Consider the following 21980-nt stretch of genomic DNA (forward strand, 5'->3'; position numbering starts at 1 on the left):
CCTAATCAACCATCAGCACTAAAATCAGAATGCTCAATGGCATGATGTTTAATCATCATATTATAGCATAAGCTCTTGAGTTTCCTCAGTTACTATTATTTTTTAAATAAAGTTTTCCTAATATTTTTTAAAATATCACGTTGAAGATCATTAAAAAAATATGCATGTCGATATGCAATACTTGTTACAAATTGCGGCATATCTTTATCTAGTAAATTAATTTTAACAATATCGTTCCTCATTGGTGTGATAACAGATGTTAAAAAACCGATACCAACTCCATCTGCAATCAGGTTCATAAGACTGTGTGTTCCATTCGAACGGAAAACGACATGTGGTCTAAAATGATTTCTCTGCGCTAAAGTATTAATAGCTTGATTATGCACAAATCCATTTTTAAACAGCACAAAATCTTCCTTTTTTAAATCCGCGAAGTAGACACTTGTTCTCCCTGCAAGTTCATGCTTTCGTGAAACAAAAATACTGAAATTCTGTCGATCAAATTCCTCCGTAATAATATCTTCATCACTTAATGAATCGATCGACCCGAGAAGTGCTAAATCTATCTCACCCTTTCGTAACGCTTCAAGTGTACGCATTGAACCATACTCCATTGTCTTAATTTTATTTAGCAACTTCTTTTCCTTGAGCACGCGTGCTACCGCTGGAAAATAATTGTTCTCAATAATCGGTGGGAGTCCTAGGGACAATTTCTTTTGTTTAATATCAGTTATTTCCATCTTGATCAACTGATAATGCCGGAGCATTCGTCTAGCATGTCGCAGCAGTTGCTGGCCGCTATCAGTAATAATCAGCTGGCTATGTGCACGATGTCTGATGATCAGCTTTGCATCTAATTCTTTTTCCAGTCTCTGAAGTGCAAAGGTAATACTCGGCTGACTAACCTTGAATTCCTGTGCAACTTTTGAAAAGTTTTTCACTTCCGTTAATCTTATAAAGTACTCAATATCCCGCGTGTTCATTTAGCCCCTCCATATACACTGATATAGCAACATTTTAAATTTCATTATAATAAATACTTATTATAATACAACATTTTGACTATAAAAATAATCTTCGCTTATCATAAGGGCAACTTTAAAAAAGGGAGTAATACTATTGGGACTAAATATTATTAATGATCCATTCAAAAACAAAGGTACTGCTTTTACCGCTCAAGAACGTAAAGATCTAGGCTTAGAGGGCTTGCTCCCTCCTTACGTTCAAACCTTAGATGAACAAGTAAAACGCGTTTATGCTCAATTTCAGGCCAAAAGTTCAAATCTCGAAAAAAGATTATTTTTAATGGAGATTTTCAATGAAAATCGCGTGTTATTCTTCAAAATGTTCAGTCAGCATGTTGTTGAGTTCATGCCGATCGTTTATGATCCAACGATTGCTGATACGATTGAAAACTACAGCGAACTTTTTGTAGATCCGCAAAATGCAACTTTTCTGTCAATCGATGATCCAGATGCTATTAAGAATTCACTACGCAATGCCGCAAACGACCGTAAAATTCGCCTGATTGTTGTTACTGATGCGGAAGGAATTTTAGGCATCGGTGACTGGGGGACAAACGGGGTTGACATCGCTGTCGGCAAACTAATGGTTTATACCGTAGCTGCTGGCATTGATCCTAGTCAGGTCTTGCCTGTCGTTTTGGATACAGGTACAAACAACGAAAAACTTTTAAAAGATCCATTATACTTCGGCAATCACCACAAACGCGTTACCGGACCAAAATATTATGATTTCGTTGATCGCTTTGTCGATGCAGCCGAGAGCCTATTCCCTAATCTCTACCTTCACTTCGAAGATTTTGGGCGTGGGAATGCCGCCAACTTGCTCAACAAATACAAGGATAAAATCACGACCTTTAATGATGATATTCAAGGTACGGGAATTATCGTTTTAGCAGGTATTTTAGGCGCTATGAACATCTCTAAACAGAAGATGACTGATCAAACCTACTTATGTTTTGGTGCTGGCACAGCGGGTGCAGGTATCACAAAACGTATTTATGATGAATTCTTACAACAAGGATTGACACCGGATGAAGCACGAAAACATTTCTATATGGTTGATAAACAAGGCTTATTGTTTGACGATGACCCGACTCTGACACCGGAACAAAAGCCATTTGCAAGGTCACGCAGCGAATTTCAAAATGCGGACAATTTAACTACTTTAGAAATGGCTGTTAAAGCAATCCATCCAACTATTTTAGTCGGTACTTCAACACAACCTGGTGCTTTTACAGAAAACGTTGTTAAGGAAATGGCAGCACACACTGAACGTCCGATTATTTTTCCATTGTCCAATCCAACTAAATTAGCAGAAGCCCAAGCTGCTGACTTGTTAAAATGGTCAAATGGCCGAGCTTTAGTTGCTACAGGAATTCCTGTTGAAGATGTCGAATTCAATGGCGTAACCTATCAAATAGGGCAAGCTAACAATGCTCTTGTTTATCCTGGGCTAGGACTTGGCGTGATTGCTTCAACGGCTACCCTATTGAACGATGAAATGATTTCAGCCGCAGCTCACTCATTGGGTGGAATAGTTGATCCGAATAAACCTGGTGCTGCTGTTTTACCTCCTGTCTCCAAGTTGAATATCTTCTCAACAACCGTTGCCAAGGCCGTCGCAAACAGTGCTGTTAAGCAAGGTCTGACCCGCACACCAATCACCGACGTTGACAGAGCTATTGAAGATACCAAGTGGATACCGCATTATTAGGAGAGCGTGACAAAATTGAATATTGAAAAAATAAATTATAAAAAGTTTCTCTTACCTCTTGTCGTAGGCTTGGTAATTTGGTTTTTAACACCTTTTAAGCCTGTTGGTGTTTCAATAGTTGCCTGGCACATGCTGGCAATCTTTGTTGCCACGATCATTGGCTGCATCACACAACCTCTACCGATCGGAGCAGTTGCCATTCTAGGATTCACGGTCACTGTTATTACTGGAGAAGTCAAAATCGATACCGCTGTTGCTGGTTTTGGAAATGATAGTATTTGGCTGATCGCCATGGCCTTTTTCATCTCGCGCGGTTTCATTAAAACTGGGCTCGGGAAAAGAATTGCCCTCGTCTTCGTTAGACTGTTCGGCAAAAAAACACTTGGCCTCGCTTATTCACTGATCGGGGTTGACTTGATCTTGTCACCAGCAACTCCAAGTAATACTGCTAGAGCCGGTGGGATTATGTATCCAATTATTGACTCACTGTCACGGTCATTTGGTTCTAATCCTGAAGATAAAACCGAAAGAAAAATTGGTTCTTTCCTAACATTTGCTGAATTTCACGGAAATACGATTACTTCGGCAATGTTTCTAACAGCTATGGCTGGGAATCCCTTAGCACAGTCTCTAGCTAAGGCAGCTCATGTTAACATTTCATGGATGGGCTGGTTTTTAGCCGCACTTGTTCCGGGAGTTATCTCATTAATTTTAGTTCCATTTTTGATCTATAAGCTTTACCCGCCCGAAGTCAAAGAAACACCTAATGCTAAAAAGTGGGCTGAAGATCAGTTAACTGAAATGGGGCATATGTCCTTAGCAGAGCGTTTCATGTCTGTTATCTTCATCATTGCACTTGTCCTTTGGGTTTTAGGTGGAACCTTTAAAATTGATGCGACTTTGACTGCATTCATTGCGTTATCACTTCTGCTGTTGACTGGAGTTCTATCTTGGTCCGATATTTTGCAAGAAAAAGGCGCTTGGAATACTTTAACCTGGTTTTCTATCCTTGTAATGATGGCCAATCAGTTAAACATTTTAGGCTTTATTCCTTGGTTAAGTAAAACGATCTCAAACAGCTTGCATGGGCTTAGCTGGCCGATTGTCTTAGTTGTTCTGATTTTATTCTATTTCTATTCACATTACCTCTTTGCGAGCGCAACCGCACATGTCAGTGCAATGTATACTGCTTTGCTGGGGGTAGCGATTGCAGCTGGAGTGCCGCCCTTGCTTGGCGCCTTGATGCTTGGTTTCTTCGGCAATCTATTTGCTTCAACAACACACTACAGTGATGGACCCGCACCAATTTTATTTTCTTCCGGTTATGTCCTTCAAAAAGACTGGTGGACCTTAAATGCTATTCTCGGAATCTTCTACTTGATTGTCTGGTTAGGTGTAGGAACCTTATGGATGAAAGTTATAGGTATCTTCTAAAAAATTTAAGATACTCGAAGACAGCATTAAGAGAATTGAAAAAAATAAAACATTAAGTTAATATTTTTTATACACCAAGAGGCTGGAACAAAAATGTTCCAGCCTCTTGTACTATCTTGTAATATTAGTTTTAGCAGCCTACCGCACTTCGTTATTGGATATAAGACAATTAAAGTGAGAGTTCCTTGTCACTACTATGTGCTGAACTTAAACTAAAAACATCCCGTGCAATCATCAATTCTTCATTTGTTGGAATCATTAATAACTTAGCAGCGCTTCCTTTGCCTGTAAAATCAAGTTCATGGTCAGGTGTTCGCTGTCCATCCGATGCTGCGAAGACATTCAAAGGTGCCAATTTTGCAGCAATACGTGCACGCATCGCTGCATCTTTTTCCCCAATGCCACCTGTAAATATCAGAGCATCAGCTCCGCCTAATTCCAACCAATAAGCGCCGATATAATCAACGATCTTCTTTACAAACATATCAATCGCCAATTTGGCTTGCTGCTTAGAATCTGCTTGTTTCTCTAAGATACGCATATCATTGCTTATCTCTGAAACTCCCAGCAGACCTGATTTTTTATTTAAAATAGTGAGACAATCGTCAATATTTTTGATTGCTCCTTTATGCATTAAGTAAAAGAGCGCCGAAGGATCAATATCACCTGTACGAGTTCCCATCATTAAACCAGAAACTGGCGAAAATCCCATTGATGTATCAATACTTTTTCCGTTTTTAATAGCCGTCACGGATGCTCCCGCACCAAGGTGCAAAGAAATTAACTTCAAGGAATTGAGCGGTTTTTTAATAAGTTTCGCCGCCTGCATCGCCACATAACGATGACTGGTCCCATGAGCTCCGTACTTACGAACCCCAAGAGTCCGGTAATAATCGTATGGAAGAGCATATAAATAATTCTTTTTTTCCATTGAAGAGTGAAAAGAAGTATCGAAAACAGCAACTTGCCGCGCATGGGGCAGGAGTCGTTCTGTCGCGCGAATTCCCTTAGCATTAGCTGGATTATGTAAAGGTGCAAATTCAGCTAAATCTTCAATATCTTGTAAAACATCATCTGTAATCACGGTTGACGAAGTAAACTTTTCACCTCCAGCCACAATCCGATGACCGATACCATGAATTTCAGAAAAATCAGTAATTACATGATATTTTTTCAATAACTTGAGTGCAAGTTCAATTGCTTCAGTATAATCGATAGCGGTATCTAGATGAAGTTTGTTTTGAAAATTATCTTGTTTAAAAGTTATGTTGCAATAAGCAGTATTGATAGGGTCAAATAAAATGCTGACCAAGCTTTTTTCTGAAGGCATCTCGAAAAGCCGGATCTTAAGAGTAGAGCTTCCTGAATTGACAGCGAGTATTTTCTCCATGATCATTCCTCCAATAATTGTGGAATTATTACCGGTAAATGTGATTCATTTCACAATTACAATGATAAACACTTTTGATATAATGTCAACCGTATAGAAGCAATAATAATAAATAAGGTGTATTAATTATTAATTGTCTTAATACATGGGTATTAACTCGTATGTTCTGGAAATAATCGATTGATAAACTCAATTTAAGCAAAATAAAACGTTTGAAAACAATTTCACTTGCTTAGTTAAAATACACATTGTCTATAACAAAAAGTTTTCTTCTCTCCTGCTTTTTGATTATATTCCAAATATAATGCCAAATAGAGCCTCCAGAATTGACCATACTCAACTCTGTAAGCTCTATTCTATATCAACTTTATTTTTGAATTATCCGCTGCATCTCTACTGCGCTATTATCTTCATCACCAATTATGGAAGTATTATAAAGAGACCTGCTCCTAAAATGCCGCCAACAACTGGACCTAACACTGGTACCCAACTATACTCCCAATCCGATGTACCTTTATTTTTAATCGGTAGAAATGCATGAGCAAGCCGCGGTCCTAAGTCTCGTGCAGGATTAATTGCATATCCTGTTGTTCCTCCTAGCGAAAGGCCAATTGCAATAATTAAAATACCTACAATAACTGGATTTAACCCTGCGGTAAACTGTCCCCGCGTAAAAGCCAAAAGGGAAAATACCAGGACAAAGGTTCCAATAACTTCGCTTATAAAATTTGCAAAATAACTGCGGATCGCCGGACCAGTGGCAAAAGTGCCTAAAATCATTTCTTTGTCCTGTGTTGCTTTCCAGTGCGGCAGATAATGGATCCAGACCAGCACAGCTCCCAAAAATGCTCCCAACATTTGTGCAACAATAAATATTAAAACGCCTGACCAGGGGAATTTGCCTGCAATTGCCATTCCAATAGTAACTGCTGGATTAAGATGCGCTGGTCCTAAGAATGCCGACGTATAGATTCCCATTGTGACAGCAAAACCCCAACCTAACGAGATCGCTATCCAACCGGCATTATTGGCCTTCGATTTGGCCAGATTGACTCCAGCACAAACTCCATCTCCTAATAAAACTAAAACAAAGGTTCCGATAAACTCGCCTAGTGCTTGAATTATAATGCTATTCATTTCTTTCACCTACCCTATCAATTGTTTTTGTTTGCTTTCCTTAAGATAATTCAACTCCGTTTCTGAAATTACCTGATCCAACTGTTCAGACATTTTTTCCTTTTGCTCATCTGACCACTCCAAAATTTTTGCCATTTCTCCAACAATTGCTTCACTTATGTTGTTAATCTTATCGGCATGAAACAAAATGTGATTAGTACGGCGTAGAAGATAGTCAACAGGTGTAAGTGTCATTTCTTCTTGGATCGAATAGTACAGACTAAGTCGCTCGGCAAGATCAAGCGTTGAATTTCCCGCTTTTAGCTTCTTAGCATATGAAATGACACGCGGCGTATTTGAACCAAAACGATTAGCAAGATCAAGAGCTCGCTTTTCAGGAATTCCCTTTTCCATCGTTATTGTTTTGTAAAATTCGATTGTATCTTCAACATTCGTAGCGTCAAAGTGACCACCTGAGACTTGCAATTTTTTGGAATCAATTTGTTTGGAATCAACGTTAAAATAGTCCTTAAGCATTTTCCTGATCAGCTTCAACGCCCCAGCAGCCATTTTTCGATAATCTGTTATTTTCCCCCCAGACAACGTCAGCAAACGGTCTGCTCCTACATCAAGGGACGATCCGCGTGAAACTTGGGATGGTTTCAGGTTCGTTTCCATTCGTGCTGTCTTCAATTGGCTGATCGCCTGTTCAACATCTTCCCGTGTTGCCTTATTCTCATTGAACGAGTCTACCGTTTCGATTAAGTACGTAAAACTTTCTTCAGAGACTTTACCTGTATTGGCTCCTCCACCATTATAATCAGAACTGCTGTTGCCAGCTATCAAAGGCCTCAAACCAGCCCAGCTGGCTTCAATATCATTCAAACTAAGCCCAGCTTTAGGGAAGTGTTTATTGAGCGCTTTCAATAAATAGTCAACATCTTCACGTTCTACCCTAGGATGTCTATAATCTCCATGATAATCAGTATCCGTAGTTCCAAAATAAGTTTTCCCTTCACGCGGAACAACAAAGATCATTCTTCCATCACCCATTCCAGAATCGAAATAGGTGGGCTGTGGAATTGACAGGCGCTTCTCGTCTACTACCAAATGGATCCCCTTAGTTGGGCGCATAACTGGAATCTTACTTTTATTCTCATCAAGTTCAAAAGCCTTATCTACCCATGGACCTGTAGTATTTATAACCAATTTAGCCCTTATTTCAAATTTTTCTTTCGTCAATCCATCTTCAGCTATCACACCATTGATAATTCCATCAGAATCATAAATTGCGGAAACAGCTTTAACTCGGTTAGCGATTATTCCTCCTAAATCATTTGCCTCTTTTATATTCTCAATAACCAGTCTTGAATCATTATTCACATAATCAAGATAGACACCTGCTCCTAATAGATTTTCTTGGTTGATATTTGGCTCCCGTTGAACTACTTCTTCTCTATCAATCGTATAGTTAGCATACTTAGTCCCATCAACACCGGCCAACCGATCGTACAAATCCATAGCGACTTTTAAACTGAACATATTAAAAGTCGACGATGGATCATCGTAAATCGGCAACAGCATTGGAAATGGTCTTGGAATATGCGGCGCGATCCCTTGAACAACGGCTCGTTCTTTAACCGTATCAGAGACAACCTCAACGTCAAATGTCTTCAAATAACGTAGTCCACCATGGACTAATTTAGTTGAACGTGAGCTTGTTCCTTCAGCAAAATCTTGCATCTCGATCAATCCAGTCTTGATCCCGGATGCCACAGCCTGAACGGCAACACCTGCACCAGTTATTCCCCCACCGATCACTAATAAATCGAGTCCTTCATCTTTCAGACGTTTGATATTTTCCTGACGTGTCATATAAGAAAATTCCATTTGTTCTTCCTTCCTTTCCTAATCATCTTCATCTTCCGGTCTAAACTTAAACATTTGTGTTGCTTTGACTGCATTTTTCCAACCCTTATATAAATTCTCACGTTTTTTTTCGCCCATTTTAGGTTCAAAACTCCGACCAACTTCAAAGATTTGCTGAAGTTCATCCGTGTTTTTCCAAAAACCAACAGCAAGCCCAGCTAAGAATGCGGCTCCTAATGCTGTCGTTTCAAGATTCTTAGCTCTTTCTATTGGAATGTTTAACAAATCCGCTTGAAATTGCATCAAATAATTATTGTTGGCCGCACCGCCATCAACTCTAAGCGCTGGAATATTAAGTCCAGTATCCTTATTCATTGTGTCAACAACATCTCGTGTCTGATAGGATAACGCTTGCAAAGTAGCCTTGATAAAATCCTCGCGTGTTGTTCCCCGAGTTAATCCAAAAACTGCACCGCGTGCTTCACTGTCCCAATAAGGCGCACCTAATCCGGTAAAAGCCGGAACAACGTAAACTTCATCACGACTTGTAGAGGAAAGAGCGGCCTCTTCTGATTCTGGTGCAGAATGCAGCATTTTCATACTATCACGCAGCCACTGCATGGCAGATCCAGATACGAAAACCGAACCTTCTAGTGCGTACGTAACCTTCCCATTGATAGAATATCCAATCGTTGTCAGCAAATCATTTTGAGAGAGAGTCAAGTCGGAGCCTGTATTCATCACTATAAACGAACCTGTGCCATAGGTGTTTTTTACCATTCCTTTTTTTAATGCCAATTGACCAAACAAAGCGGCCTGCTGATCACCAGCCATTCCAGCAATTGGGATTGAACTTCCATAAAAATGGTATTCCTTGGTTTTACCGTATACCTCTGAATTCTCTCTTACTTCCGGCAGCATTACTCGTGGAATATTCAAGAGGTCCAAAATTTCCTGATCCCAATCCAACTCATGAATATTAAACAACATCGTTCTGCATGCATTCGTGTAATCTGTAACGTGTACATCCCCACCCGTTAGTTTCCAAACGAGCCATGTATCAATCGTTCCAAATAACAATTCTCCCTTTTCGGCCCTTTCTTGTGCTCCTGGTACTTGATCCAGTATCCATCTTACTTTAGTTGCCGAAAAATAAGCATCAACGACCAGTCCCGTTTTTTGATGAATCATCTCTGCCTGTCCTTCACTCTTTAACTTGTCAGCTAAGGGACTAGTCTGGCGCGACTGCCAAACTACCGCATTGTAAATTGGGAGCCCAGTCTTTTTTTCCCACACAACAGTCGTTTCCCGCTGATTGGTGATCCCGATCCCCTCTATTTGATTCGGATGTATTCCAGAATCAATAAATGCTGAAGCAACAGTTGACAACACTGCATTCCAAATTTCATTCGCATTATGTTCTACCCAACCCGGATGCGGGAAAAACTGTGTAAATTCTTTTTGTGAATCGGCAACCTTCTTACCATCGTGATCAAAAATAATTGCTCGTGTGCTTGTTGTCCCCTCGTCAATTGCCATTACGTATGATTTATCCATAATAATCCCCCCTATAGTGTTCAAAAACATCTTTTAAAATTAATTCGGCCTTTTATTATGTATGCGCTATCATAATAATTTAAGTTTTACACAATATTTATTTTTTGGCAATCTATTTGTCTCCTGCCTGTTTGATTAGAAAATTATGTAACTTTTTAACCATTTTGTTTAAGTATACTATATCAATTTTTTAAAAAGAATTAATTTGGCTCAATCAACAGAAGATGCTATTATTTTCACTGTGTAATCTTAAATATAAAATGATGCTTAAATGTGAGCATTTCTTACAAAGTCGCAAGCATGATATGCTAGAATAAATGAATATATAATTTAAATTAACCATAAGTTAGGGAGTGCTTGACTTAATGCTGAAACTCGTTCGATCCTACAAAAATATGATGCCGTTTACAATCACAATCTTATTCATTATCTACCAACTCTTATCATCTGCAGTAACACCGCCGCTTATTGGAGAACAGCCTTATCGCTACCTCTTGTATTGGTCTCTTTTTGTTTTCAGCAGTACCGCGGTTAACTTGATTCCACTCTATATGGGGGCGCTCGCTCGGAGAAATCCTCACCCCATCAGAAATTTAGGCAAGATCGTTTTCTTTTTCTTCTCGATCGGAATAAGCGGTATTCTACTAGCACTTTTATTATTCAAGAGTTTCGCCGCGCGCGATATATGGCTTCTTTTTTTCCCGCTTAGTCATAATGATTTCCCCTTTGCGGCTTCTTTATTGGTTTGGTACATTCTTGGATACAGGATTTCCACTTATCTTGACTCGCTCTCCGCTAATAATAAGCACTCAATTATGCTGTTTTTAATGTGGCTCTTTGTTGCCATGCCTTTTATATTTAACAAACCACTTTGGGGGATTAATTCCGCCAGCAGTCTCGTCTGGACAGGTTTTTTATTCATATTGGGAAACTATTTCTCAGATAGTCGTTCTTATTCAAAAAAATATTATTTAAAATATGCTGGACTGTTCCTATTATCACTTCTTGCGCTGGTTTTATTCTTAAAAATCGCACCGATCAGCCAGACACCTGGAAATCTTGACAGCCGTTTTTTTTCAAGCTATGCAGTCATTCCTTTTATACTCAGCCTCTGCCTTTTCAACATCTTCAAAAAAAGTTTCACAATCACAACTTCTGCCATTAAGCACCACGCATATTCTTCGTGGATGATTTTTACTGCGGTCATTTTTACTTCACTTCCCATTTTTAATTATCGCTTGAAAACAAATTATATGATCGCTAATAAGCTCAGCTTAGTTTCATGGCTTAAAGAATTAATAGTTTGCAGCGGTATCATTTTATTGATCGTTATCTGTCTCACACTGCTGTTCAATCGTCTCGCCCGCCTCTCTTTGATCAGCAGACGATTAGAAAAAATTTCACCGAAACAGCTCAGTGATGTTTATAATTTCACTCCATTCGTTAAAAAAATGATCAAAAACAACAAGCGTCTCATCTTTTCATTTATTTGGGGTGCCGTCTTAACTATTATTCAATTTTGGAGCGTTCAACTCGCTACGAACCGACTTACAATCAATCTTCTCAAACAAACCTTGCTCACTTCGCAAAATCAAATACTTTTGAATGTACTCATTTTCTTAACATTATTTATCGCACTGTATGCCTTGATTAACCGCTACACTTATTCCTTGTTCATCGCTACTGGAATTTCGATCTTTATCTCTATTTCAGAATATTTAAAAATAAAAATGCGTAACGAGCCAATACTTCCAGCCGATCTTTCAATGATCACATCTATTGATGAACTTGCAAAAATGATCGGCAATTTCGCGCTCTATGGTATTATCGCCCTACTCATAGTCCTGACAGTCTCCAGCATTTTAATTACGCTCAAGTTTGAGCGTAATTATCATAACCGATTCCACAGTTGGCGTAAAAGATTATTAACACTTCTTTTTTCAGGAATCATTTTGTTTTTCTCACTGGGCATCAGTGATAAAAGTTCTGTCTCATCCATCATTCAAGGAGCCTTTTCAGTCCAAAATATAGCATGGGATGCTACACGCAATGCACAGCTTAACGGACCTGTTCTTCAGTTTTTCAGCGGTTTAAGCCCTTCGATCATGCCTGAACCATCTGGGTATTCTAAAAGTAAAATTGCACAAATCACCAAAAAGTACAGTGCTGAAGCTCATAAAATCAACAAAACCCGCAAAAATAGTTTAAACAATCAAACAGTTATTTTCGTTTTAAGCGAGAGTTACAGTGACCCCAATCGTGTTCCTAATTTGAAGGTCACTCCGAATCCCATTCCTTATCTGACAAGTTTAAAAAAACAAACAACATCAGGTCTGATGCTAAGTACCGGCTATGGTGGAGGAACTGCCAACCTAGAATGGCAATCTCTGACAGGACTATCATACAGTAATCTTTCATCTACTCTAAGCCTGCCTTACTACCAAATCGTTCCCCAACAGAAAAGTGCGCCAGCTTTCACTGATCTTTTTAAGAATAAAGTTGCGATTCACCCGTTTACTGCAACTTTTTATAACCGGATCAATGTTTTTAAAAAATTTGGTTTTCAAAAATTCTATTATGTCGGCAGCAAAGACAAATTAACTTACACCCAAAAACTAGACAATAGCACAATGATCTCAGATCGCTCTGCATACAATGAAACTATCAAACAAGCTCGAAAATATCGTAAAGGTTCAACTTTTATTCAATTAACAACCATGCAGAACCATCAACCATATAATGATTTTTATACTTCCAGCAAATACAAAATATCAGGTTCAGCTGTGAATGATGCAGATAAGCAAAAATTGCAGACATATTCGCAAGGCCTCAACTATACTGACTGGGCTTTGAGATCATTTATTCGTAAGATCAATAAAATCAATCGACCGGTCACGCTCGTATGGTATGGTGATCATTTACCCGGTTTATATTCCGGTGACAGCATGAGCAAATATGGCTTGCAACTGCACCAAACAGATTACTTCATTTACAGCAATCAAGAAGCTTCAAAGTTAAAGCAAAACATCGCCAGTCCGTATCAGTTTCCTGCCTTGTCTTTAGCAGCTGGCAATAATAAGGTTTCACCATATTATGCTTTGCTAACTAAAGTTTCCGCTGACTTACCTGCAATGAATACTAATCCTTCTTTCGATGGTGAAAAAAACAATAGTTACAATATTTTTGTTTCCCAAGCAAATAAAATCGTTCAAAAGAAATCTCTCTCAAAGAAACAAAAGGAGCTGCTACATGACTATCTGCTGATTCAGTATGATCTAACTGCTGGCAAACAGTATTCTGCCACTTGGGCTCAGCAGAAGGTTAAATAAACTGTATAAATAAGGGCTCTGTTTCATCACTTTATGTATAGATATAAAAAGCAACGATCCTTCGAAAATATGACATTTTTCGAAGGATCGTTGCTTTTTTGAAATCAATTTTTGGTTTGATCTGTGTCCACTATCATGCGTGGCGGTATACGTAATAATAAGGCTTATCGTCGTACAGCCAGTAGGTATAATATGACAAATCTTGAATAGCCGTATTGCGCTGCCCATTAGTCCAATAACAGGTCGAAATAAATTTAGCTGTCGTATTTGCCGAACCCATATATCCTGGTGAAGAAATGATTCCGGTATGCCCAGCGCCGCCACTGCTCGACCCTTTCTTACCCCATATGATCACATCACCACGCTGAACATTTATAGGGTGATTCTCAGCCACTAGTTTAAACCCATTGCTTGTAAGATAACTATGCAGACTGTCAGTATTGTAACCACCCCATCTTCGTGCTGAAGCCGCTGGCGTTCCTAATCCGGCAGTCCACAAAGCCTGTGTAACAGAGCCTGAACAGTCGGCGGTTCCGTCATTACCGTTACGCGAGCCCATCATTGAATAAGTAATGCGCCCCTCGCGCTCATAAAACCATTTAATCGCTCGCTCTGCCAACGACTTTCCACTTGTTACCTCACCAGTTCCAAGCTTGAAGTAATAATGGACCCCGTCAATCACCTGCGAACCATAAAGCATCTGACCACTGGTATTATAGTAAACGACTTTACGCTGATTAATTATATAACAGAAACCAAGCTGCATTGCACCTGTGCTGCTGTCGAATAAATACCAATGACCGTTAAGACGCTGCTGGCCATATTGCATCTGACCGCTGCCGCTATAATAAACTGTCTTATTTTGATTAGCAATACGCTGAAAACTCGTTTTCATTGCACCGGTATTACTGTCAAATAAGTACCAATGTTTATTAAGGTACTGCTGACCATACTGCATTTGACCGTTATCAGTGTAATGCACTGTCTTATGTTGATTGCCGATATACTGGAACCCGGTCTTCATTGCCCCTGTATTGTCATCAAACAAGTACCAATGTTTATTAAGATACTGTTGTCCGTACTGCATTTGACCGCTGCCATTGTAATAAACTGTCTTATTCTGATTAGCGATCCGTTGAAAGTTTGTTCTCATTGAACCAGTGTTAGTATCAAATAAGTACCAATGTTTATTAAGGTGCTGCTGACCGTATTGCATCTGACCATTTTCGTTATAGTAAACCGTTTTGTGCTGATTATTGATATACTGAAAACCGGTCTTCATTGCGCCGGTCCTATTGTCAAACAAGTACCAGTAGCTACTGATGTACTGCTGGCCATATTGCATCTGACCATTGTTGCTATAATAGACTGTTTTATTCTGATCTTTAATCTTCTGAAAACCAGTTAAATACTTATTTGTTGCTACGTCAGTCAAATACCAATGACCATTTACATAAACTTGTTTATATACATTTGCCGTGTCCTTTTTATCACTATTGTTATTAACAATTTTATCTGCATTCTTCTGTTCCTGAGTATCCGTTGCCGCCTTTTGTGTCGATTGCCCTGCAACCGCAGCTTTTACTGTTTTAGCAACTGAAGCAGATTGCGAAACCGCCGTCTCAGAAGAAGCATTTTGAGCTGCAGAACTCTTCTCACTGCTGTCTTTTTGAGAACTACTTGTTTTGACCGTATTGGTCTGATCGGCCTTTTGAACAGTGTTCATACTGCTATCAACTGTATTTGGAACTGAAGTTGTCGCAGCGTCACGACTTGCACTATCACTAGTTTTTGATGCCTTAGCAGGTGCATCTGTGCTGCTTGTTGTACTTGCAGCATCTGTTGTATTATTCTTAACACCTGCAGTTTTTTCCGCCGCATCTGCAGATATATCTTCTCTTTGCGATGTACTTTGAGCATCACTTCTACTAGTTGAAACTGTCACGGAATTTCTTGAGGACACATCATCCGCTGAAATATACGTGTTGCTTGCTGCTATCCCAGCAGCTGCCACGAATGCCATTATTGAGGCAAAAATCCAAGTTTTCCCAGCTTTATACATCTTATAGTGTTTTCTTCTAACCAACATCATTTATTCCCTTTCTTTACTCACCTTGAATCTAAGATCAACAAATTACTTCCCCTACCTAGAATTATCGCCGAAATTTGTTCTTTTTAAAGGGGATATCTCAAAAAAGTTCAAAAAATGATATAAAATTATGTTTGCGAGCAATTTAACGAACTTTCCGAAGACTATTTCATTATTTTTTAGAAATAAACGCCTACATTTACTCATTCACAAGCAGATTTTTTAAATTTTTAGTCAAGCTATCTTATAATTGGGGATGAAACTTTTTTATAAAAGGAAATCTTATTACTGACTAAAAATATGGAAGAAGGTACTGTTCTATGCCTGAAAAAATAAAACATTTTAATTATCTTTTTATTGGTGGCGGGATGGCGGCAGACCAAGCTGCCGCTGGAATTCGTTCTATCGATTCAAAGGGCTCGCTTGGTATTGTCTCTGCTGATTCTGACGAGCCGTATGCCCGTCCTGCTCTGAGCAAGAAACTTTGGGTAGATCCTGAATTTACAGAAGACGATACAAACTTTCATACGAAGGAAAAAAATAATGCTGTTCTTTTTTTAAAAACACAAGTGACCCAAATTGATCCAACTAAACACTTAGTCACTACTGCCGATGGAATACAGTTCAGTTATGATAAGTTGCTGCTTGCGACCGGCAGTACCCCTCAAACGCTTGCTGGTCCTGACAGTGATCTGGTTGTTGCGTTACGTTCTAAAGATGATTACCGTAAAATTCGTGCTTTTAGCAGTGCACATAAACACATTATCGTTGTCGGCAATGGTTATATTGGCAATGAAATCGCAGCAGGCCTTGTCCAAAATGATGTCCAAGTTTCTCTTGTTATCAGTGGTGAGCGTCTCTACGATAAGAAGTTTCCAATTTACTTAAGTAAAAAATACCAGCAAAAGTATATCGATGCCGGTGTTAAAATATATTCAAACAAACGCGCTGAAAAATATGAGACACAAGGTGACCAAGTTAAAGTTTTCCTAAATGACGGCACAGTTCTCAAAGGTGATGGATTAGTCCTTGGTTTAGGAGCCAAAATTGAACTCGAACTGGCTGAAAAAGCGCATCTAAAAACTGATAAACTCGGTGTTATTGTCGACAAAAATTTGAAAACCTCTGCTTCCGATATCTGGGCTGCCGGTGACATTATCTCATATTCAGATGCCATTCTTGGTCGTCAAAATGCTGGTCACGTTAACCATGCGGTCAAATCCGGGTATACTGCTGGCCAAAATATGGCCGGGAAAGAAACTTCCTATAACCACACACCTTATTTCTACAGCTGGGTCTTTGATGTTTCATGGGAAGCGCTCGGGGCAGTCAGTTCTAGCCTAAGAATGTATGCGGAGCGTCTCCAGCACTCAGATGGCAGTGTGATTTACTACTTCGATGATAATGATGTCCTTCAAGGTGTTTTGCTATGGAATGCCCGCATAAACTTGGATCATTATCGTAATATCTTGAAAAAGAAGCCACACTTGACTGATTTAGAAAAGATACTATCTTTAGAAAAAGTTGATTGATAAATATCTATCACTTCAGCAACTTTTGCTTATCTCCTAAACAGCAAAAAAGGCAACTCAAAATTTGAGCTGCCTTTTTATTATACTTGCATTTCTAATTGCATAAACATATTTATTTTATCCAACTAAAATGCCTTAAATATTTACGGTAAACGTTATTCAACGATTGAAGCGATGGCCGCATCCACAGCATTCTTCTCACGCTCGATGAGTTCAACACGGCTTTCGATTACGTTGATATCCATCTTGATTTCACGCGTTAAACCGGGAGTTTCCAACTTAGGTTCGAAGAAGGTTTTAAACTCTGCCAAGCGCTCCGGTGTTCGGAAAATGCTGGCAATAACTGTAATATACGTTGTAAATTCCATGTCGCCACCAACAGTCTTTTCCAGCCACTTCCAGTCAGCACGAATCCAGTCCCATGCTGCCTGTTGACCATCCTTGTTGGCCAAAACGCTGCGGAACCAAGCACGCAGATCCTGCGGTTTGATTGTATCAGCATCTTCAAATTTCTCAATTAACCGTGCAATCAAACTTGTATCGGGCGTACCTGACAGTGCTGAACTTATATCTGCTTTATAGCTGGCATCTGAGGACTGACGATATGCCTCCAACAATTTATTGAACAGCGTGCCACTGCCGAAATGTTTGACTTCATTGCTCAAAACAAAAACTCGAATATCAGCTGGCAAAGCTACAAGATGTTCTACGTTAGATTCAAATAAACTGTGTGCTGCTGCAATTGCGTCGGCATTTTCGGCATACAAAGCCGCACCTAATACATATGGTCGGGTCAACTGATCATCATTGGATTCACCCTTTTTTGCCTTCCAACCCAAACGCGCAACTTGTGCAGCGCTTAACTTGTTGAAAAACGCTTTTAAATTTCTCTCTTCATCTGAATCAGGTGTCACAAATTTCTTTAAATTGCCCGCAACCTGATAAAGTACTGTGTTGACAACTGCTGAATGACTATCTGCAAAACTCAAAAGCAGTGGTGCAACAGTTACGTAAGATACGTACTTTCCTTCTGCTAACAAGCGTAAGTCTTGTAAAAGCTGTAATTTTGAAATAGGATCCAATGCAGCAGAATTATCCAGAATATCAGTTAACAAAGTCTCGTCATATTTAACAATGAAGTGTGAATTATTACCAATGTTCACTCTAAAAGGTACGCCATTTTTTTCGCGCAGAGCCGCATAATTTCCAAGTACAATCTTCTTATCAGCCATAATTGCTGGTGCCGTTTCATAATTACTATTCAAAGGAATCTGCCATTGACGCCCAGCTGCTTGAGCTTTACCGATAAAGAATTGCTGCTGCTCTAATACTAATTGTCCATCAGTCACGCTGGCAGTTACCACTGGATATCCGGGTTGTTCTAGCCATGAATTCATGATGGCACCCACATCAATACCAGATGAGTCACCTAAAGCAGCCCATAGATCGGCCCCAGTTGCGTTTCCGAATTGATGTGCGGCAAAATAATTTTTCAATCCAGCTCGCAAAGCATCATCGCCAATTAAGGCCCGGACCATCACCAACATGCGTGAGCCTTTTGCATAAACGATCGCACCATCAAACAAAGCATCGATCTCTGCTGGGTTTTCAACATTAACATGCACAGATTGCACACCGTCAGTAGCATCACGCTGCAGTGCAGCCGGAACTTCTGAGATTTGGAAGGTTTCCCAGATACGCCAATCCGGTTCAAGCGCATCAACTGCAACATATTCCATCATATTGGCAAAACTTTCGTTCAACCATAAATCATCCCACCACTTCATCGTGACTAAATCACCAAACCATTGATGAGCTAGTTCGTGCGCAATCACAGTTGCAACAAGCTGCTTCATATCAAGTGCTGTATTCTCTGGGTCAAGCAACAGATACGCTTCACGGTAGGTTACAAGGCCCCAGTTCTCCATTGCACCTGCGGAAAAATCAGGCAGAGCTAGCTGCCAAGAATGGGGCAGCGGATATGGTGTTTGATAAAAATCTTCATAAAACTCAATCGAACGCTTGGCAATATCAAGTCCAAAATCAAGTTCATTTGCTTGATGAGCCTTTGTTGCAAAAACCCCGATTTTTACACCGCTTTTAGTTGTTGTCTGTTTACTTTGCAATTCGCCAAAAGCAAACGCAATCAAGTAAGTTGACATCCGAACAGTTGTGTCAAAGTAGTGTACTCCATCTTCAACTCGCAGCTCGGGCATGTTACTTAACGTCACCTCACCGGGATGCTCGTCAAATTTAAGTGCAATATCAAAAGTTGCTTTAGCTTCAGGCTCATCAATACATGGGAAGGCCTGCCGTGCAAAGTTGGTTTCAAATTGTGTCCCGATTATCTGCTTTTTAACACCATCAACAGTGTAGTAGGATGGATAGATTCCCATCATTGTATCAGTCAGTTCCGCCTTATAGGTGATCGTTATCTTGACATCACCCGCTTTTGCCAAGTTGATTTGAAGTGCATCGGTTTCAGTATCAGTAGTAAAGGCCCTGTCCTCCCCATCTACCTGAACAGACAAAATCTTCAAATCCTTTTGGTGGATAGATATCGACTGTTCTTTAGCAGCACCCGTGATCGTTGTCTTACCGGTAAACTGCTTTTCTTCGCGATTAATATTCAAAAAAATGTCATAATGTGTTGGTTGGAACATATTATAAAAACGTGTCAATTCAGCCATGATTTCTCCTCTGTTTTGTTAGAATAAAGATATTATACGACTTTCAGTCTCAAGACGCTACTATTCCGAAATGTAAATGTAAGAAAAAGTAACATTCCTTCAAGTGATAAGTTCAAAGAACAAGACCCCTTCTCTTAACTTTATCATAAATGTCACTATTTGAAAGCCAGCTCAGTTTTCTGTCTCCACATATTTTTTATATTTTTTATAGTCAATTTTCACTTGCCGAGCATATTTCAATGTCCAATCGGCCATTAGCTCATCAAAGTTTTCTGCCTCTTCAAGGTACCCCTGAATCATCGGTGCAGTTGGACTATGAAAATGGCTAAAAGCCAGAAGCAGTGCACAAACTTCCGCATAAAGTTTATATCCTTGCCAACTCATCTTTTCAAGATTAAATGAGCCCTTCATATCCCTAAATTGACGCACATAATAGCTGCGCTGATCAATATTCATGCTGCCCAAAAAAGGATCTGAGGCAGATTGCATTATTTTTTGTGCCTTGATAATTCGGTTTCCCTCACCGATCTCACGATGAAGATCAATATCCAACTTTATCGGAATAAAGGAGTCTCTTGTGGGTAAAGCCTCTTTAACTTGAAGAACTAAATGACTACCATCATTTGCGGTCAAAAGCACCAGATAACAACGGGACCCAAAACTACCGACTCCCACACTATGACGAATCACATCCGTAATTCGGTAATGCATCAGCAAAACTTTGATCCTTTCAGGAACTGTTGCACGGTAGTCTTTAAATGCGGCTGCAAATTTCTGGATCTGCTTCTTAGAAACATGGACAGACCGTGGTGCATCTTCAATAAAAACTCGTTCTCCATTAGAATTGAGCAGTGTAAATTTCTTGAGTACCTTACCTAGATCATTTTTGGTTGCCTTTGCAATAATATCTGCCAACGATTTTTCAAAATCACCATCATTTTGTTCATGAACTATTTCAGCTAACAATCGAACTTTAGGTGAAAGGTAAAAACGTTCCATCATTTTCATTGATCCTACATGTGCAATAGCAGACCGATAGGCTGTTGTTGCTTTTTGAGTTAGCTTTCGCAGTTTTTTATTTTTAAACCCATTTTCTTTTCCAGCTAAATAAATGCTGACCAGTAAACGACGTAAATCACTATCCCAATTACCAATTCGAGCTTCATCAAAATCATTGAGATCAAATAATAGCTGCCGTTCCGGCGATGCATAAAAACCATAGTTTTCAATATGAGCATCCCCACACAGCAGAACTGGAATGTTGCTGTGGACCTGTTCAGCTAAATCAAAATCCATCAATCCAGCTGTCCCACGATAAAATGAGAACGTATTTTTCAACATTCGCTCTCGACGCATCGGAAGCAGGTCCGAAATCATTCCTATTTCAACTGCCTTAATGCTCTTAACAGCGTCTCTTTTGAGCTCTCGGTAAGTCGTTAATTTGTCGCTCGGTGTCTCCTGATACTTTTTTCTACCAATCTCAATTAATTCCTCTGCTGTTTTTGAAACATTTATCTGATCGACGTCAAAGATCATTTTCTTAGTCATTTCTATTACTCCCATCTTGCTAAGCAATATTCCCTATCATTTAAAAAAAGAGAAAAAATCATTATTAGTCATTGGAAGACCCTTTCCTAGAGTGTAACGCATTTTTTGCATTCTACGGTAAATTTTAACTGATACATTAAATTTAGGTGCTGAATATTTTTTCTTCGGCCACTCAATATTTGAACCCTTTTTAGCAAAAAATGAACTCTCAGATGATTTCTGTGAGAGTTCATTTTTATGAAGTGATTACTTCTAGATTATGTTTTTGAATAAGGTCAAGAGTTTTATATCAAAACACATTAATGCTGTTCCTTATTTCTGTGCTCCAGTGGCAGTGTTAAAATAGTACATTTTGCCATTAATTTTTTGAGACCCGTACTGCATTTGACCATTGGCATTATAGTAAACCGTCTTATATTGGTTGGCTATATACTGCAAGCCGGTCTTCATTGCTCCAGTATTATTATCGAACAAGTACCAGTGCCCATTAATGTGTTGTTGCCCATATTGCATTTGACCGTTAGCGTTATAGTAAACTGTCTTATGTTGATTAGCTATATACTGCAAGCCGGTCTTCATTGCTCCAGTGTTGTTGTCGAACAGGTACCAGTGTCCATTAATGTGTTGTTGACCATACTGCATTTGACCGTTGGCATTATAGTAAACTGTTTTATGTTGATTAGCTAT

12 protein-coding genes and 1 pseudogene are annotated in these 21980 nt (G+C 39.3%); 4 read left to right on the forward strand and 9 right to left on the reverse strand.

Annotation, left to right across the window (positions count from 1 at the left end):
* Positions 1-95 precede the first annotated feature (95 nt).
* Positions 96-983, reverse strand: a complete 888-nt coding sequence (locus tag FC19_RS01015) for a LysR family transcriptional regulator (RefSeq protein ID WP_057875139.1) — start codon at positions 981-983, stop codon at positions 96-98.
* Between the two features lie 136 nt (positions 984-1119).
* Here FC19_RS01015 and FC19_RS01020 point away from each other — a divergent pair, with 136 nt between their 5' ends.
* On the forward strand, positions 1120-2739 hold the full coding sequence (locus FC19_RS01020) for a malolactic enzyme (RefSeq protein ID WP_057875140.1): 1620 nt from the start codon (positions 1120-1122) through the stop codon (positions 2737-2739).
* A gap of 15 nt (positions 2740-2754) precedes the next feature.
* Positions 2755-4173 carry an anion permease gene (locus tag FC19_RS01025; RefSeq protein WP_057875141.1) on the forward strand — a complete coding sequence of 473 codons (1419 nt, stop codon included), beginning with the start codon at positions 2755-2757 and terminating at the stop codon, positions 4171-4173.
* A gap of 169 nt (positions 4174-4342) precedes the next feature.
* Here FC19_RS01025 and FC19_RS01030 read toward each other — a convergent pair whose 3' ends face one another.
* From FC19_RS01030 to glpK, 4 genes are all read right to left on the reverse strand, one after another.
* Positions 4343-5563: an acetate/propionate family kinase gene (locus FC19_RS01030; protein WP_057875142.1), complete on the reverse strand. Its 1221-nt coding sequence runs from the start codon at positions 5561-5563 to the stop codon at positions 4343-4345.
* A gap of 420 nt (positions 5564-5983) precedes the next feature.
* Entirely contained in the window at positions 5984-6700 is a 717-nt protein-coding gene (locus FC19_RS01035; RefSeq protein ID WP_057875143.1) for an MIP/aquaporin family protein, read from the reverse strand.
* A gap of 9 nt (positions 6701-6709) precedes the next feature.
* Positions 6710-8569 (reverse strand): type 1 glycerol-3-phosphate oxidase, encoded by a 1860-nt coding sequence (gene glpO / locus FC19_RS01040; RefSeq protein ID WP_057875144.1) that lies wholly within the window; start codon positions 8567-8569, stop codon positions 6710-6712.
* An 18-nt stretch (positions 8570-8587) separates the two neighbouring features.
* Positions 8588-10105: a glycerol kinase GlpK gene (gene glpK / locus FC19_RS01045; RefSeq protein ID WP_057875145.1), complete on the reverse strand. Its 1518-nt coding sequence runs from the start codon at positions 10103-10105 to the stop codon at positions 8588-8590.
* Positions 10106-10470: 365 nt separating this feature from the next.
* Here glpK and FC19_RS01050 point away from each other — a divergent pair, with 365 nt between their 5' ends.
* On the forward strand, positions 10471-13434 hold the full coding sequence (locus tag FC19_RS01050) for an LTA synthase family protein (RefSeq protein ID WP_057875146.1): 2964 nt from the start codon (positions 10471-10473) through the stop codon (positions 13432-13434).
* A gap of 133 nt (positions 13435-13567) precedes the next feature.
* On the opposite strand, the gene FC19_RS11270 is transcribed toward FC19_RS01050, so the two are convergent.
* Positions 13568-15523, reverse strand: coding sequence for a peptidoglycan amidohydrolase family protein (locus FC19_RS11270; protein WP_162261175.1), 1956 nt, complete (start codon positions 15521-15523; stop codon positions 13568-13570).
* A gap of 320 nt (positions 15524-15843) precedes the next feature.
* Between FC19_RS11270 and FC19_RS01060 the strand changes: the two genes are divergently transcribed.
* Positions 15844-17055: an NAD(P)/FAD-dependent oxidoreductase gene (locus tag FC19_RS01060; RefSeq protein WP_057875147.1), complete on the forward strand. Its 1212-nt coding sequence runs from the start codon at positions 15844-15846 to the stop codon at positions 17053-17055.
* A gap of 155 nt (positions 17056-17210) precedes the next feature.
* Here the strand turns inward: FC19_RS01060 and FC19_RS01065 are convergent, their stop codons facing one another.
* From FC19_RS01065 to FC19_RS01075, 3 genes and pseudogenes are all read right to left on the reverse strand, one after another.
* Positions 17211-19745, reverse strand: a complete 2535-nt coding sequence (locus tag FC19_RS01065) for a M1 family metallopeptidase (RefSeq protein WP_057875148.1) — start codon at positions 19743-19745, stop codon at positions 17211-17213.
* 171 nt (positions 19746-19916) lie between these two features.
* Positions 19917-21293: a DUF2252 domain-containing protein gene (locus FC19_RS01070; protein ID WP_057875149.1), complete on the reverse strand. Its 1377-nt coding sequence runs from the start codon at positions 21291-21293 to the stop codon at positions 19917-19919.
* A 312-nt stretch (positions 21294-21605) separates the two neighbouring features.
* Positions 21606-21980: pseudogene (locus tag FC19_RS01075) on the reverse strand (N-acetylmuramoyl-L-alanine amidase family protein); the annotation flags it as partial.

It is taken from the genome of Liquorilactobacillus aquaticus DSM 21051 (assembly GCF_001436755.1).
Lineage (GTDB): Bacteria > Bacillota > Bacilli > Lactobacillales > Lactobacillaceae > Liquorilactobacillus > Liquorilactobacillus aquaticus.

Bases quoted from the DNA above. Each gene is read 5' to 3' on its own strand.
- FC19_RS01015 (WP_057875139.1), bottom strand. From the start codon at position 983: ATGAACACGCGGGATATTGAGTACTTTATAAGATTAACGGAAGTGAAA.
- FC19_RS01030 (WP_057875142.1), bottom strand. From the start codon at position 5,563: ATGGAGAAAATACTCGCTGTCAATTCAGGAAGCTCTACTCTTAAGATC.
- FC19_RS01035 (WP_057875143.1), bottom strand. From the start codon at position 6,700: ATGAATAGCATTATAATTCAAGCACTAGGCGAGTTTATCGGAACCTTT.
- glpO (WP_057875144.1), bottom strand. From the start codon at position 8,569: ATGGAATTTTCTTATATGACACGTCAGGAAAATATCAAACGTCTGAAA.
- glpK (WP_057875145.1), bottom strand. From the start codon at position 10,105: ATGGATAAATCATACGTAATGGCAATTGACGAGGGGACAACAAGCACA.
- FC19_RS01050 (WP_057875146.1), top strand. From the start codon at position 10,471: ATGCTGAAACTCGTTCGATCCTACAAAAATATGATGCCGTTTACAATC.
- FC19_RS11270 (WP_162261175.1), bottom strand. From the start codon at position 15,523: ATGTTGGTTAGAAGAAAACACTATAAGATGTATAAAGCTGGGAAAACT.
- FC19_RS01060 (WP_057875147.1), top strand. From the start codon at position 15,844: ATGCCTGAAAAAATAAAACATTTTAATTATCTTTTTATTGGTGGCGGG.
- FC19_RS01065 (WP_057875148.1), bottom strand. From the start codon at position 19,745: ATGGCTGAATTGACACGTTTTTATAATATGTTCCAACCAACACATTAT.
- FC19_RS01070 (WP_057875149.1), bottom strand. From the start codon at position 21,293: ATGACTAAGAAAATGATCTTTGACGTCGATCAGATAAATGTTTCAAAA.